4 protein-coding genes are annotated in these 16,597 nt (G+C 69.4%); all 4 read left to right on the top strand.

Annotated features, from left to right (window positions below; all coding sequences use genetic code 11):
• Nucleotides 1-508 precede the first annotated feature (508 nt).
• The 4 genes from GP2_RS17690 to GP2_RS17705 are packed head-to-tail and all read left to right on the top strand — an operon-like array spanning nucleotide 509 to nucleotide 16,571.
• Complete coding sequence (locus tag GP2_RS17690) at nucleotides 509-14,317, top strand: non-ribosomal peptide synthetase (RefSeq protein ID WP_006901934.1); 13,809 nt, start codon at nucleotides 509-511, stop codon at nucleotides 14,315-14,317.
• The gene (locus tag GP2_RS17695) at nucleotides 14,314-14,571 is read left to right on the top strand and encodes an MbtH family protein (RefSeq protein WP_006901935.1); all 258 of its coding nucleotides are present in this window, start codon (nucleotides 14,314-14,316) and stop codon (nucleotides 14,569-14,571) included. The genes GP2_RS17690 and GP2_RS17695 overlap by 4 nt, the downstream gene beginning before the upstream one ends.
• Nucleotides 14,549-15,799 carry an ABC transporter ATP-binding protein gene (locus GP2_RS17700; protein WP_006901936.1) on the top strand — a complete coding sequence of 417 codons (1,251 nt, stop codon included), beginning with the start codon at nucleotides 14,549-14,551 and terminating at the stop codon, nucleotides 15,797-15,799. The genes GP2_RS17695 and GP2_RS17700 overlap by 23 nt, the downstream gene beginning before the upstream one ends.
• Nucleotides 15,789-16,571, top strand: a complete 783-nt coding sequence (locus GP2_RS17705) for an ABC transporter permease (protein WP_006901937.1) — start codon at nucleotides 15,789-15,791, stop codon at nucleotides 16,569-16,571. The genes GP2_RS17700 and GP2_RS17705 overlap by 11 nt, the downstream gene beginning before the upstream one ends.
• The last annotated feature ends 26 nt before the right edge of the window (nucleotides 16,572-16,597 follow it).

Below are 16,597 nucleotides of genomic sequence, written 5' to 3' on the forward strand. Positions count from 1 at the left end.
ACGGTCTGTTGCCCACCGAACACACGCCTGCCTGGTGTTTTCCGCCAGACTGTGACACCTGGACGGTCCGCCCCAGGGGGTTCGCGTGCCGATTTGCGACACAGTAGTGCCGCAGGCAACCCCACAAGTGTAGGGGAACTCCCAGGTCGGAGCCAAATCACGCCCCCCGACGCCCTCCATCGCCGGGTGACGAACACCCGGACCGGACGAGAATTTTTGGATCCGCACCCATCTGGGGCGCATCCCCACACGAAGCACCCTCGAGACGGGACCACCCCGTACCGGCCGATCAGACCATGAGCGGCCGGCCCACCCTTCACCGCTTCGGTGCGCAGCAAGCAAGCCTGCCGCCGGCGGAGGCTCCCGACGAGTGCCGGGAGATCTGCTTCGTCCCAGCCCGCGTCCATCGCCACGCCCTGGGAATCCGACGTCCAGCGCGACACGCGCGACCTGGCACACACGAGTTCGTTCTCGGGTGCCGGTTCGCCCGTTCACAGGGGAGGAATGAGTGACCACCGAAGACACGATCCGGCAGAGCAGCCATATCGCGAGGACATCCGACCCCGCGATCCCGATGACCGCCGCTCAGCGCGGCATCTTCTACGCCCAGCAACTCGAACCCGACGTTCCGCTGACGATCGACGCCTACATTGAGTTCCGCGGCGACACTTCGGGTTCCGACGACGCGCCGGTGGACATCGATCCCGGGATCCTCCAGCGTGCGGCAACGCTGACCACGTTGGAGACGGAGGCCTCGATGTTGCGGCTGACCTCGACCGACGACGCGGAACCGACCCTGACCATCGATCGGTCGCGCCGACTGGTCGTCGGCACACAGGATTTCAGCGACGCCGCGGACCCGCGCGCTGCCGGGCTGGCCTGGATCGACGAGCACCGGTCGAAGAGTCCGGACATGTTCTCCGATCCCCTCCTCGACACACACCTGATCAAGATCGGTCCGGGTCATTCGATCTGGTACTGCCGCGGGCATCACATCGGATACGACGGTTATGCCGCCATGTACCTGATGCTCCGGGTCTCGTCGCACTACACGGCGATCGTCAACGATTCTCCGGCTCCCCTGGTGGACACGGCGACGATGGCCGAGATCGCCGCGATGGATGCCGACTACCGGACCTCGGAGAAGTTCGCCGCCGATCGGGAGCACTGGTCGCAGCACCTGGCCGATCTGCCCGAGTCGGCCACCCTGACCAGGCGTTCCGGTTCGGCCGCACCGTTGTCGAAGGTGAGTTCGACAACCCTCGACGACGACCTGGTCGACCGCATCCGCTCCCTGGCACGGGCCCAGCGGGTCCGGCCGGCGTCGGTCATCACCGCCGCCGTCGCCGCCTACGTCGCCCGCTTCACCGATCGCGACGAGGCGGTCCTCAGCCTTCCGGTCGCGGCACGGGACCGCGACATCCTGCGCACCTCCGCGGGCCTCCTCTCCAACGTCGTCCCGCTGCGCGTCGCTCTCGACGAGGACGCCACCGTGGCCGATCTGCTCTCGGCGGTCAACGCGGAGATCAAGAGCGCCGTGCGCCACCAGAAATACCGCCACGAGGACATCGTCGCCGACATCCTGGGTGCCGCAGGGGCCCGTCGTGGGTTCTTCGGACCGCTGGTCAACGTGATGCTGTTCTTCCAGCACATCGACTTCGGCCCCGTGCGCGGTGAGCTCAACGTGCTGTCCACCGGACCGATCGAAGACGTCTCGGTCAACGTCTACGACAGCTTCGACGGCGGGATGAGCGTCGACCTCGAGGCAAATCCGAACATCTACGCCGACGACGAGATCGCCACCCATCACCGTCGGCTCGTGGAGTTTCTCGAAGCCCTGGTCACCGCCGCTCCCGACGCCCCGGTGTCCCGAGTCAGCGTGCTGCGCGAGTGCGAGTACGCGGAACTGTCGCAGCACGCCTCCGGCGCACAGGTCGAGGTCGGCGAGCACACGCTGATCGACCTTGTGGACGAGGCCGCCGCAGCCCACCCCGACGCGCCTGCCCTCATCGCGGCCCACCCGCGGGATCGGTCCGAATCCCGACCGCTCTCTCATGCCGAGTTCGCTCGGCAGACACGGTCGTTGGCAGCGACGCTCCAGGATCGCGGCGTCGGAGCGGAGAGCATCGTCGCCGTCCGGCTCCGACGCAGCGTCGATCAGGTGCTGGCCCTGCACGCCGTCGTCCGGGCAGGCGCGGCCTTCGTCCCGATCGACCCGGACGAGCCGGCCGATCGCCTCGAGCACATCCTGTCGGTGGCGGCCCCGGACCTGGTCATCACCGAAGAGAATCTGACCGAGCTGCGCGCGAACCCGGCCCGACGAGACCCCGCGCCGGTCGCCGGCCCGGACAACACCGCCTACCTGCTGTTCACCTCCGGTTCGACCGGCAAGCCCAAGGGCGTGGCGATCACCCACCGCGCGATCGTCAACCGACTCGGATGGATGCAGGAGCGGTACCCCCTCGCCGAGTCCGACCGCGTCCTGCAGAAGACCCCGGCGACGTTCGACGTGTCGGTCTGGGAGTTCTTCTGGCCGTTCGTCGCCGGCGCCGCGCTCGTCGTTCCGTCCGCCGACGGACACCGCGACCCGTGGTACCTGCGCGACGTGATCGACGAACACCGCATCACCACGGCGCATTTCGTCCCGTCGATGCTCACCGCATTCTCGGCGGCGCTCTCCGCCGACTCCGACACCCCAGCCGACGCCGACACCCCCGGCGGTGCACGCCGGCGGACCACGACGACCCTGGGGTCGCTGCGCCAGATCTTCACCAGCGGCGAGGCACTGACGCCGGGCACGGTCGGGGCGACCGCGGCACTCACCTCGGCACCGGTCCACAATCTCTACGGCCCCACCGAGGCGGCCATCGACGTCACCCACCACGACGCCTGCCGTGCGGACGTCCCGGTCGTGCCCATCGGCCGACCGGTGTGGAACACCAGCGTCCACGTCCTCGACCGTCGGTTGCGACCGCAGCCTCACGGCGCTGTCGGTGAGCTGTACCTCGGCGGCGTCCAGCTCGCCCGCGGCTACCGGGCACGGCCGGACCTCACCGCGTCACGTTTCGTCGCCTCCCCCGAGGGGACCGGCGAACGTCTCTATCGCACCGGCGATCTGGTCCGGATGAACGACGACGGCGACCTGGAGTACCTGGGACGGTCCGATTCCCAGGTCAAGATCCGCGGTCAGCGCGTGGAACTCGGCGAGATCGAGTCGGCCCTGGCAACGGTGTCCGGAGTCTCCGCCGCGGGCGTCGTCGTCCGCGACGACCTGGTCGCCGACGGACCTGCCGTCGTCGGCTACGTGAGCGGTGACACCGACCTGCACACCCGCGACCTGCGGACCGAATTGGCGTCGGCGCTGCCCGGGCACATGATCCCCACGGCGATCATGGTCCTCGACGCGCTCCCGACCACCGCCAACGGGAAACTCGATCGCCGTGCGCTCCCCCGCCCGGAACTCCGCACCGACCGCGAGTTCGTCGCACCGGAATCCGAGCTCGACCGATTCGTCGTGCGCACCGTCGCCGACGTCCTGGAGCTGGGGTCCGATTCGACGGACAGCTCGCCGATCTCGATGCGCGACGACTTCTTCGACATCGGCGGCACGTCACTGTCGGCGACCCGGGTGGCCTCCCGCCTGTCGAAGGCGACCGGCCGGCGCATCGGTATCCGCACGATCTTCGACGCCGCGGACATCGGCGGGATCGTCGACGCGCTCACCGAACTGGGTGTTGGAATCGACGATTCCCCGGAGAGCACCTCACCCCGCGCCGGTACGCGCGTCCTCGACGGCTCCCCGGTGCCCCTGTCACCGGCACAGCACCGGTTGTGGCTCGCCGTCCGGCTGGATCCGGCCGCCGCGGCCACCTACAACATGCCGTTCACCGTCCGGCTTGTCGGCCCGCTCGACACCGACGCCCTGAGGCAGGCGCTCAGTGACGTCATCGTCCGCCACGAACCGCTACGCAGTGTCGTCGTCGAGCAGGACGGCATCGCATTCATGGCACCGCGCACGCCGGAGTCGGTGACCGTCGACCTGCCGGTCCTGCCGGCGCAGGACGTGCGGAATCTTCCCGATCGCGAATTCGCCTCCCAGACCTTCGATCTCGCCGTCGACCTGCCGATCCGGGCGCGTCTCGTCCGTACCTCCGACGACGACCACCGGCTGACCATGGTGGTCAATCACATCGCCGCGGACGGTTGGTCACTGGCGCCCCTCGCCGGCGACCTGGCGACGGCCTATCGCGCTCGGCGCGAAGGCAACGAACCCGACTGGGCCGCGCTGCCCGTCTCCTATTCGCAGGTCAGTGCGGAACGCCATGCCTGGCTGGCCGAGAGCACCGACGCCGCCACCGAACTCGAATTCTGGCGGGCCGTCCTCGCCGACGCCCCCGGCGAGACCGATCTGCCGCTGGACCGTCCGCGCACCGGTCGCCGCGACGCATCGGGCGCGTCGGTGACCCACGCGCTCTCGCCCGACACGTACCGCGCCATCCGAGAACTGGCCTCGGTCTCCGGTTCCACCGTGTTCATGGTGTTGCACACTGCCGTCGCCACCCTGCTGCGGTCGTTGTCGCAGTCACCGGACATCGTCATCGGAACACCTGTCGCCGGGCGCGGGGATGCCGATCTCGACGGCCTCGTCGGGATGTTCGTCAACACGCTGGCTCTGCGCACGAGAGTGGACAAGAGCGCAGCCTTCATCGACCTGCTGGCGCACGTGCGCGACGTCGACCTCAACGCCTTCGACAACGCCGACCTGCCCTTCGACCGTCTCGTCACCGAACTCAACCCGGACCGGTCGTCGCACGTCCATCCGTTCTTCCAGGTGTCCCTCGCGCTGGAGGACCGTTCGGCCATCCGTCTCGACTTCGCCGGCCTCTCGGCCACCGCCTCGCGCGTCGACACCGGATACACCACCTTCGACCTCCAGCTCACTTTCACCGAGATGCCGGACACCGACGGCGAGCCCGCCGGACTGTCTCTTGAGATCGGTTATGCCACTGCCCTGTTCGACCGATCCACGGTGTCCACCCTCGCCTCGCGCCTCGACCGCCTGCTGCAGGCGGCCACCGTGCAACCGCGCTCCGCGGTCGGCGACCTCCCGGTCCTCGACCTCCACGAACGACTCGACCTCGTTCCCGCGGTCGGCGAGGGACGCCGACCCGTCGAGCATCTGACGACGCTGCTGTCCACGGCCGCCGCGTCCTCCCCGCATCGGGTCGCCGTCACCGACGGCACGCGGTCGCTGACGTATCGAGACCTCGACGCCGCGTCGAACCGACTCGCGAGGTCGCTGCTCGAACGAGGCGCCGGACCCGAACGCCATGTCGCGGTGGCACTTCCGCGTGGCGTGGACTGGATGATCGCCATGTGGGCCGTGGCCCGGTCCGGGGCCGCGTGGGTCCCCGTCGATCCGGCCTACCCGCCGGCGCGTGTCGCGCACATGCTCGGCGACTCCGGTGCCCGCCTCCTCCTGACCGATCGGTCCTCCGACCCACGGACCGCACTGGCCGGCGAATCCGCAAGCAGCACCGAGCATCTCCCGCAGACTCTCGTCCTCGACGACGACGAGGTCGTCGAATCGGTACTCCGGATGTCCGCCGCGCCGGTGTCGGCCGCCGAACGCCCGGGCCCGCTCAGTGTGGATCAGCCCGCCTACCTGATCTACACATCCGGCACCACCGGCACCCCCAAGGGCGTGGTGGTCGGTCATCGCGGTCTCGCGGACTTCGCGGCGCAGCAGGTCACGCAGTACGGGATCACCCCCGACAGCCAGACCATGCACATGGCCTCACCCAGTTTCGACGCGTCGGTGCTCGAGATCCTGATGGCCGTCGCGGCCGGTTCGACGATGCACATCATCCCGCCGGGCATCGTCGGCGGCGCCGAACTGGCCGAGCTGATGCGGGAAGGCCATGTCACCCATGCCTTCCTGACCCCATCCGTGCTCACCACCATCTCGCCCGACGACGTCCCCGAACTCGAGGCCCTGGTCATCGGCGGCGAGCACCCGAACCCGGAAGTCGTGCGTATGTGGTCCCACGGGCCGCGACTGTTCAATGCCTATGGTCCGACGGAGACCACGGTCGTCGCGACTGTGTCGTCACCGATCCAACCCGACTACCGGACGCTGACCATCGGACGGCCCATTCGCGGCGTCTCCGCGCTCGTGCTCGACGAACGACTGCAGCCCGTCACCCCCGGCGCGGTCGGCGAGTTGTACATCGCCGGTGAGCATCTCGCCCGCGGGTATCACGGGGTGCGGCCGCTGACCTCGAAGCGGTTCATCGCCAACCCGTTCGGCGATCCGGGCGAGCGGATGTACCGCACCGGCGACCTGGTGCGTTGGACGCCCGATCACGAACTCGAGTTCCGGGGCCGCGCCGACCATCAGACCAAGGTCCGCGGTCACCGTATCGAACTCGGCGAGATCGATGCCGTCCTCGTCGCCGACGCCGCGGTGCGTGCGGCGGTCACGACCACCCACGGCGAGGGTGACCGCGCTCATCTCGTCTCGTATGTGACTATGGCGGACGGAACCTCCGACACCGCGTCCAAAGTGCGTGAGCGTTTGTCGGATCGTATTCCGCGGCACATGATCCCGTCGACGATCGTCGAACTCGACGAGATCCCGACGACACCCATCGGGAAGGTCGACCTGCGCGCGCTGCCCGCACCGGAGGCCCTGCCGGCCGAGACCGGCGTCGTGTACGTCGCGCCGCTCACGCCGACGGAGCAGACGGTGGCCGACCTCATCGCCGAACGACTCGACCTCGAACCCGGCACCGTCGGCCGCCACCACGACTTCTTCGACCTCGGCGGGAACTCTCTGCTGGCGACCCAGATCGTCGGCACGCTCGAGCACCTGACCGGCCACCGGATTCCGGTGCGCGAGGTCTTCGATCATTCGACCGTCGCCGCGATCGCACGCCTCGTACCCGAGCGGGAACGCGAGCGAGCGGACACGAACGAGACGCGCATCCCCCGTCTCCTGCACGATCCCGACGCTCCCGTCGAGCCCGGTCCCGCCCAGCGGCAGCTCTGGTTCCTCAACCAGCTCGCCGTCGGCGAGACCGCCGAGGGCGACGGCTCCGCGACCGCCGGTTACGCGATCGCGTTCGCGCTCGATCTCCGCGGCCGTCTCGACGTCGACGCACTCGCCGGCGCGATCCGCCACACCGTCGACCGCCACGTGATGCTGCGCACCGTCTATCCCGATCTCGACGGCAGGCCTGTCCTCGACGTGCGCCCCGCCGACGCCGTCACTCTCGACCTCGCGGTCACCGACACCACGGAAGCGCACTGGCCGGATCTGGCCCGGGCTCTCGCCGCCCGCCCGTTCGATCTGACCACCGACCTCCCGCTGCGGACCGCACTGCACCAGATCGACGGCGACGCCATGCACCACCGGCTGTCGATCGTCATCCACCACATCGCCGCCGACGGGTGGTCGATGATCCCGCTCCATCGCGACATCACCCGCGCCTACGCCGAACTCCGTGACGGTGCCACGACCGGCGCGAAACCCCTGACCGACACCGCGATCGACTACCTCGACTACCTGCGGTGGCAGGCCGAGAACCTCGCCGGCCACGGTGAGCTCACAGACTGGTGGCGACGCGAACTCGACGGGATCGACGCCGGCCCCATCCTGATCCCCGACGCCCCGGCCGGACGGACACGCCGTGCCGAAGTCGTCGAGGTGGAGTTCGGCGCCGAAGTCCGGCGCCGGCTGATGGCCGTCTCCCCCGACCACGCCACGGAATTCATGAGCGTGCACGCACTGTTCGCGGCCCTGCTCCACCGTCTGCACGCCGATCCCGCCACCCATGTGGGCGGCGCGTCCTCCGACATCGTCATCGGCACCCCGGTCGCCGGGCGCAACGACCCCCGTCTCGCCGACGTCGTCGGGATGTTCGTGAACTCGGTGGTGCTGAGGACCCCGGTGGACGGTCGTGAGAGCTTCACGACTCTGCTCGACTCCGTTCGCCACCGCGACCTCGAGGCGCTCTCGCAATCCGACATGCCGTTCGAGCGGATCGTCTCGATGGTCAATCCGCCTCGTGACGGCCGGCATCCGATCTTCCAGATCGCGCTCGCCTTCGACGCCCAGACGACCGACGCCCCGACCGACAGCGCGGCATCGGGTGCGCTCGACGCCGGCTCCGGGATCTCCGATCTGCGCATCGACGCCGTCGAGATCGACACCGGCACGGCGCGTTTCGATCTCGAGCTCCGCATCCGGGACGGGCGCGCCCGGTTCACCTATGCCACCGATGTCCATACCCGCGCTCGTGTCGAGGCACTGGCCCAAATATTCGCCGAGCTCGCCGACGCGGCGGCCGCACACCCCGACGTCCCCCTCGACGATCTCCGCCTGACGACGGCCGGAGACCTCGAACCGGTCGGCGAACCCACGATCACACCGCGCCACCTCGCCGACATCATCACCGCCACGGCACGCCGGCATCCCGACCGGGTGGCCGTCGAGGACTCCGATCGCAGTCTGACCTACGCCGAGATCGACGAGATCTCGACGATCTGGGCGCACCACCTGCATGCCTTCGAGGTGGGCACCGACGACGTTGTCGCCGTCGCCCTCGAGCGCAGCGTCGAGTCGGTGATCGCGACCTGGGCGATCGCCAAGAGCGGTGCCGCGATCCTTCCGGTCGACACCCGCTACCCCGCCGACCGGATCGCCCACATGGTCGCCGATTCCGGGGCCCGACTGGGCATCACGACCGCGGACCGGTTCGCCCACGTGCCGCAGGAGATCTGGTGGGCCTCGCCCGGGATGCTGGCTGCACCGTGGAGCGGTCCCACCCCGGCTGCCGACTCGCTCACCGGTCCCCGCCACACCGACTCGCTCGCCTACGTGGTCTACACCTCCGGCTCCACCGGAAAGCCCAAGGGAGTCAGCGTGACCCACCGCGGGATCGCCGCATTCGCCGCGACGCAACGCGATCGCTACCAGGTGGCCCCCGGGGACCGCACCCTGCACTTCGCCTCCCCGGCCTTCGACGCCGCGATGCTCGAGTTCCTCCTGGCCTTCGAGGCCGGCGCGACGATGGTGATCGTCCCGTCGACGATCTACGGAGGCGACGAGCTCGTCGACTTCGTCGACGAGCACGCGGTCACCCACGCGTTCATCACACCGGCCGCGCTGGCCACGGCCGCTCCGCATCCGCTTCCCCTGCTGCGCACGCTCGGCGTCGGGGGCGAGGCCTCCACGCCGGAGCTGGTGGCACGCTGGGGAACCGACCGGAGCTATGTCAACGCCTACGGCCCGACCGAGACCACCATCGTCGCCGTCATGTCGCAGCCGCTCCGTCCGGAGGCGCCGATCACCATCGGCTCTCCGGTCACCGACTGCACCGCACTTGTCCTCGACCATCGCCTGCGCCCGGTGCCCGATCACGTTCCCGGCGAGCTGTACATCAGCGGACCGGGCGTCGCCCGCGGCTATCTGAATCGGCGGGGACAGACCGCCACCCGGTTCATCGCCCGCCCCGGCGGTTCCGGTGACGTCATGTACCGCACCGGCGACATCGTCCGGCGCGACGCCGACAAATCGCTGATCTACCACGGCCGCAGCGACAACCAGGTCAAGGTGCGCGGATTCCGCATCGAACTCGATGAGGTCACCGCCGCGCTGAGCGCCGTCGAGGGCGTCGACTTCGCAACGACCGTCGTCCGCGGACAGGGCAGCGACGCTGTGCTGGTCGGGTACGTCACCTCTACCGATCCGGCCGACGCACCGGACACCGCAGCCATCCTGGACACCGTTCGGCAACGCCTCCCGCGCCACATGGTCCCGTCCGCGGTGGTCGTCCTCGACTCGATCCCGCTGACCGGCAACGGCAAGCTCGATCATCGCGCGCTCCCCGAGCCCACCACGACAGCGGTGCCGACGTCGGGCCGCGCTCCGCGCACTCCCGCCGAGACCACGCTGACGCACATCCTCGCCGACGTTCTCGATCTCCGCTCTGACGAGGTGGGGGCCACCGACGACTTCTTCCTCCTCGGCGGCACATCGCTGCAGGCGACCACGCTGGTCAGCCGGATCAACCGCGTCCACATCGGTGAACGGCTCCGGGTACGGGACGTCTTCGATCACCCGACACCCGAAGCGCTCGCGCCGCTGCTCATGCTCCCGGAGGGTTGGGACGTGAGTGCACCGGCCGCGGCCGACCTCATCTCGGGGTCAATCGAACAGACTGCGCCCGAACGGCTTTCGGATCGACCCGAGCGGTTCCCGATGGCTCCTGCACAGCGCCGGCTCCACTCGATGGCCACCGCCAACCCGGAGGCCACCGAGTACCTGATGCCCTTCGTGCTGCGCCTTCGGGGAGAGCTCGACGTACCGGCGCTGCGTGGCGCACTGGTCGACATCGTCGCCCGGCACACCAGCCTGCGCACGATCTTCGAAGCCGGCGAGCACGGCCCCGTGGGCCGAGTGCTCGACGACCCGGGGGCCGTGGTCGGCGAACTCGCCGTGCAGTGGACGCCGGATGTCGCCGCCGAGATCGCCAGGCACGCAACCCGTCCCATGGATCTCTCGCGCCAGGCGCCGATCACCGCGACACTCGTCGCGGACAGTGCGACGGCAGGAACGGTGACCGAACACGTACTCGTACTCGTCCTCCATCACATCGCGGCCGACGGTGCGTCCCTTCCGGTCCTCGTCGCCGACCTCACCCGCGCCTACGGCGAACGTCGACGCGGCCGTACCGAGAACTGGACGCCGGCCGCCGTCGACTATCGCGACCACGCGCTCGAGAGTGCCGACGCCGAGAGCCTCGCCGACGACCTCCGGTTCTGGGAGGTGACACTCGCCGACGCCCCGGCGGAGACAACCGTCGCACCCGTGGCGGATGATCTTCAGCCGTCCGGGTCCGGAGCGGGCTCCGTCAGCCTCCCGGTTCCCGCACACACGCGAGCAGGCCTGGTCGCCTTCGCCCGTGAGCAGTCGACCACGCCGTTCTCGGTGGTGCACACGGCCCTGGCGATCCTGTTGCACCGACTCGGCCTCGGCGACGATCTCGTCGTCGGCAGCCCGGTCGACAACCGCGTCGGCCGCGACGCCGACCGCGACTACAGCGGTGTCGTGGGGATGTTCGTCAACGTCGTTGCGCTGCGAACCCGCCTGGAGGCGGCCGACACGGTCGCCGGACTCGTCCGTCGCGTCCGCGACGCCGACATCGACGCGCTCGACCACCGCGGCCTGCCGTTCGACGACGTCGTCGCGGCGCTGAACCCCCCACGCACGCCCGGACGGCATCCACTGTTCCAGGTCGCCCTGTCGGTCCACGACTACACGGCCGGAGGCGCCGCAGGACCGGCCGACGGCCTGCTGGCGACGACCATCGAGATGGATGCGGGCCTCCGCGCGTCGATCGCCGAATTCGATTCCCCGGAAGCGAAGTTCGATCTCCAGTTCACGCTCACCGGCCTGCGTGACGGCGATGCGGCCCTCCAGATCAATTTTGACACCGTGCGGTACCGCAGGCAGGATGCCGAGCTCCTGGCCACGCGCCTGATGCGTGTCGTGCGCGGCATGCTGGGCGACCCAGGTCGTCCGATCGGCGACATCCGGATCACCGACCCGCTCGAGGTCGCCGAGCGCGCACCGTCACTCGGGCGTCCGGCGCAACCGCCGACCACGCTCGACAGGTTGTTCGCACAAGCCGTGCAGCGGAACCCCGACGGTGTCGCCGCGATGGCGGGCTCGCCGGAGGCACCCGAGACCATCACCTACGCGGAGCTCGACGCCCGTTCGAACCGACTGGCCCGGGTACTGCTGGGTCGGGGCGTCGGCTCCCCGGACGCCGAACACGTGGTCGCGATGGCCGTGCAGCGCTCGATCGAGTCCCTCGTGGCGATCTGGGCCATCGTGAAGACCGGAGCGGCCTACGTCCCGATCGACCCCGCCTATCCCGCCGACCGGATCGCCCACATGCTCGGCGACAGCGGTGCACGGCTCGTGGTGACGACCTCGGCGGCAGCCGAATCCATCGCGGCCGGGATGGCCGGCGACCCGGCACCGCTGCTCGTCCTCGACGACGCGGCGACGGCCACCCGGCTGCAACACTCGTCGCCGTCGCCGATCACCGATGCCGAGCGCGGTTCGACGATCCGGCCCGACCAGCTCGCCTACATCATCTACACCTCCGGTTCGACCGGACGGCCCAAGGGGGTACTCGTGCCTCACTCGGGACTGCGTCCGGTGCACGACGAACTCGCCCACCGGATGGCCCCCGGCCCGAAGTCGCGGGTGCTGCACTTCGCGTCGCCGAGTTTCGACGCGTCGGTTCTGGAAATGCTGCTCGCCCTTGCCGGATCGGCTCCACTGGTCATCGTCGGGCCCCAGGTCTACGGCGGTGAGGCACTCAGCGACGTCATCGACTCCGCGCAGGTCACCCATGCGTTCATCACGCCGGCCGCCGTCGCCAGCATGTCGCCGGACGCGGTGCCGTCCCTACGGGCACTCGCCGTCGGCGGCGAGGACTACGGCGCCGACCTGGTCCGGCGCTGGGCCCCCGGACGCACCCTGATCAACGTGTACGGACCGACCGAGACCACGATCATCATCACCGGCAGCGAATCACTCGCGCCCGACCGGCAATTGACGATCGGCACGCCGAACAACGGAGTGGGCGCGCTCGTCCTCGACGAGCGTCTGCATCCGGTACCGGCCGGGGTGGTGGGCGAGCTCTATCTCATGGGCCCGCAGATCACCCGCGGTTACCACCGCCGACCGGGTCTCACCTCGACCCGCTTCGTGCCGGCACCGATGGTCGCCGGACGGCGCTTCGCCGGACGGCGCATGTACCGCACCGGCGACCTGGTGCGCTGGACCGAGGACGGCCGTCTGGCCTACGTCGGCCGCGGCGACACACAGGTGCAGGTCCGCGGCTTCCGGGTCGAGCTCGGCGAGATCGACGACGCCCTGACGGCCGAGCCGGATGTCGACTTCGCGGTGACCCTCGTCGAGGGCACCGGAGCTGCGGCCAAGCTCCGCAGTTACGTCACCGCCACCGATGGAACCGCACCGGACCCCGCCGATCTACGGCGCCGCGTGAGTCGCCGACTCCCCCGGCACATGGTGCCGACCTCGGTGATACTGCTCGACGCCATCCCGTTGACCCCCACCGGCAAGCTCGACCGCAAGGCGTTGCCCGCCCCCAGCGATGACGCCACCCGCCGCGCACCGGCCCCGGGTGTGGAGACGACGATCGCGCAGGTCTTCGCCGAGGTCCTGGAGGTCACCCCGGACACGATCGGGGCCGACGACGGCTTCTTCGACCTCGGCGGCAACTCCCTGCTGGCCACCGCCGTCACCTCGCGGCTGGCCGAACGGACCGGCCTCCAGGTGTCGGCGCAGTCGCTCTTCGGCGCGCCGAGCCCGGCGGAACTCGCCGCCGCACTGGGCATCGACGGGGCGGCGCCGACCGACCCGTCGGAACAAGCCGGCACAGCGGGGCTGGACGTGCTCCTGCCCCTGCGTCGGCAACGCGGCGACACCGCGGAGAATCCCGGCGGACCTCCTCTGTTCGTCGTCCATCCGGCGATCGGACTGTCGTGGAGCTTCACCTCGCTCCTGCCCCACCTGCCCGCAGGCAGGGCGCTGTACGGACTGCAGCATCCGGCGTTGTCCGGCAAGCCCTGCCCTCGCACGATCGGCGACCTCGCCGCCGAGTACGTGGCGCAGATCCGGACCGTCGCCCCGGAGGGCCCGTATCACCTCGTGGGGTGGTCGCTCGGCGGACTCATCGCGCACGAGATGGCGGTTCAGTTGCGGGAGGCCGGCGATGACGTCGCCCGGCTCGTCGTGCTCGACAGTTACGTCGTCTCCGAGCGACCGGACCTCGACGCCGAGGCGTCGATCACCGACCTGATGCGCGAATTCGGCCTCGAACTCGACAGCGAAGAGCTGTCCGGGACAGAAGAACTCACCGTCGCCGACGCCCACCGCATCATCTCCTCGATCGGCGGAGCGCTCGGTGGCCTGACCCGGGAGGCCCTGGGAAAGGTCCACGAGGTGTTCCGCCACGCCTCCCCGCTTGCCGAAAGGTGGCGGCCGCGCCTCTACGACGGCGACCTGACCTTCGTCACCGCCACCGTCGACCCCCAGCCCGGCGCACCCGCCGTCGACGCCTGGCACTCGAAGGTGACCGGACGGGTCGTCGAGATCGAAGCACACAGCACCCATGCACGAATGATGTTGCCCGAGCACGTGTCCGACTGGGTACATGCCATCGGCGTACCACCGGGAGCACCGGCGGACGCCACACGACAGGAGAAGCGATGATCAACCCCTTCGACGACACCGACGGAGTCTTCCGGGTGCTCGTCAACCACGAGAACCAACACTCGCTGTGGCCGGAATTCGCACCCGTCCCCGACGGCTGGCAGACCGTCTTCGGCCCCTCCGGCCACGACGAATGCCTCGAGTACGTCGAACAGAACTGGCGAGACATGCGACCCGCCAGCCTGATCCGGACCATGGCGAGCGCACAGGACGAGGGAAGCGAGGTCACCCGTGGGGAGGCACAGTATCACTGACGACGCACCGGACCGTAGAGCGTCGCCGTACGCGCTGGAACTCCGCGGGCTGCAGAAGACCTTCCGCACCGGCTTGTTCGGCCGAGGCCCGCGGGTCCACGCCCTCAACGGGCTGGATCTCTCGGTCCCCACCGGAACCGTGCACGCCCTCCTCGGGCCCAACGGAGCGGGCAAGACGACCACGGTCCGCGCGGTGGCGACCCTGATGACCCCCGACGAGGGCTCGGTCATCGTCGACGGCGTCGATGCCATCGCCGATCCCGGTGCAGTGCGCAAGATCGTCGGGGTGTCCGGTCAGTACGCCGCCGTCGACGGGAACCTGACCGGTTTCGAGAACCTGCGCATGGTCGGTCAGCTGTACGGGCAACCGCGCTCGGAGGCGTCGGAACGAGCCCGCGAACTGATCGCGGAACTGAACCTCGGGGACGCCGCCGACCGACCGATGCGGACCTATTCGGGCGGGATGCGGCGTCGCCTCGACCTCGCAGGCGCCCTCATCAACCGCCCCTCGCTGGTGATCCTCGACGAGCCGACGACCGGACTCGACCCGCGCGGACGACGCCAGATGTGGGAGGTCATCGCCGAACAAGTCGGCTCCGGCGCGACGGTTCTGCTCACGACGCAGTACCTCGAGGAGGCCGACGCCCTCGCCGACGAGATCACCGTCATCGACCACGGCACAATCCGTGCCCAGGGCAGCGCGGCGGAGCTCAAGTCCGCCACCGGCGGGTCGATACTGACCGTCGAAGTCGTTGTCCCCCAATACGACGACGCCGACACGCAGGTCTCGTCGTCGCTCACCCAGATCGGCGTCGGACCGGCAGAGCGTGTCGAATCGGGCACGGAGACCGTCACCGACACGACTTCCGCGCGCTGGTCTGTTCCCGTCGACGCCGGCACCCGCAGTGCTGTGGCGGCGGTCCTCGCGCTGTCTGCGGCCGGTATCGAGGTCGTCGACGCTTCCGTGTCGACACCCACCCTCGACGACGTCTTCCTGACGCTCACCGAGCGCTCCGGCACGACCGGGCCGGACACGCTCGGCGGCGTCGACGAGATCATCCACCGGCCGGCCGGTTCGGACACCGCGACCGGCGAACCAGAAGCGAAGGGCGAGCCCGTCGACAGGTTCGCAGACACCGTCTGCTCCGACGTGCTCGGAGCAGACGAGCGCGCCGCGGACTCACCGGACGACCGAGCCGATCGATCGGAGCACGCACATGTTCACTGACACCGCAGTTCTGGTCGAGCGAAACCTGCTGACCGTCAAACGCATACCGACGCTCCTCATCAGCGCGACGATCCAGCCGCTGATGTTCGTCTTCCTCTTCGCCTACGTCTTCGGGGCGACTTTCGGCGGTGGTTCCTACCGCGAGTTCCTGATGGCCGGCATCTTCACCCAGACCGTCGTGTTCAACGCCGCCTTCACCACCGTCGGTTTGGCGAACGACACGTCGGACGGGATCATCGACCGCCTCCGCTCGCTACCGATGTCCCGACTGGGCGTCATCAGCGGCCGGGTCACCTCGGACATGCTCCTGGGCGCCGTCGGACTGGCGGTCATGGTCGCCTGCGGACTGGCCATCGGCTGGCAGGTCCACGGCAGCGCCGCCGACGCCGCGATCGCCTTCGCCATCATCGGGCTCTTCGCCGTCGCGATGGCCTGGGTCGGTGCCGTGACCGGCCTGGCGGCGCCGAATGTCGAAGCGGCACAGAGCATCGGCTTCCTCTGGATGTTCCCGGTGACGTTCCTGTCGAGCGCGTTCATCTCGGCGCAGAGCCTTCCCGGACCGCTGCGAACCATCGCGGAATGGAACCCGGTGACCGCTGTCGCCACCGCCTGCCGGCAACTGTTCGGCAACGAGGCACCACCGACGTTCCCGACCGCGACCGGATGGGTCGCCGACCACGCCGTGGCGTATGCGGTGGGCTCGTCGTTGGTCATCCTGGCCGTGTGCGTCCCTGCGTCCCTTGTCCTTTACCGACGTTCAGCGAACCGGTGATCGCCGATCGCCGGAGAAGTCCCGAC

The sequence above is a fragment of the Gordonia paraffinivorans NBRC 108238 genome (genome assembly GCF_000344155.1).
In the GTDB taxonomy this organism is placed as follows: Bacteria; Actinomycetota; Actinomycetes; order Mycobacteriales; family Mycobacteriaceae; genus Gordonia; species Gordonia paraffinivorans.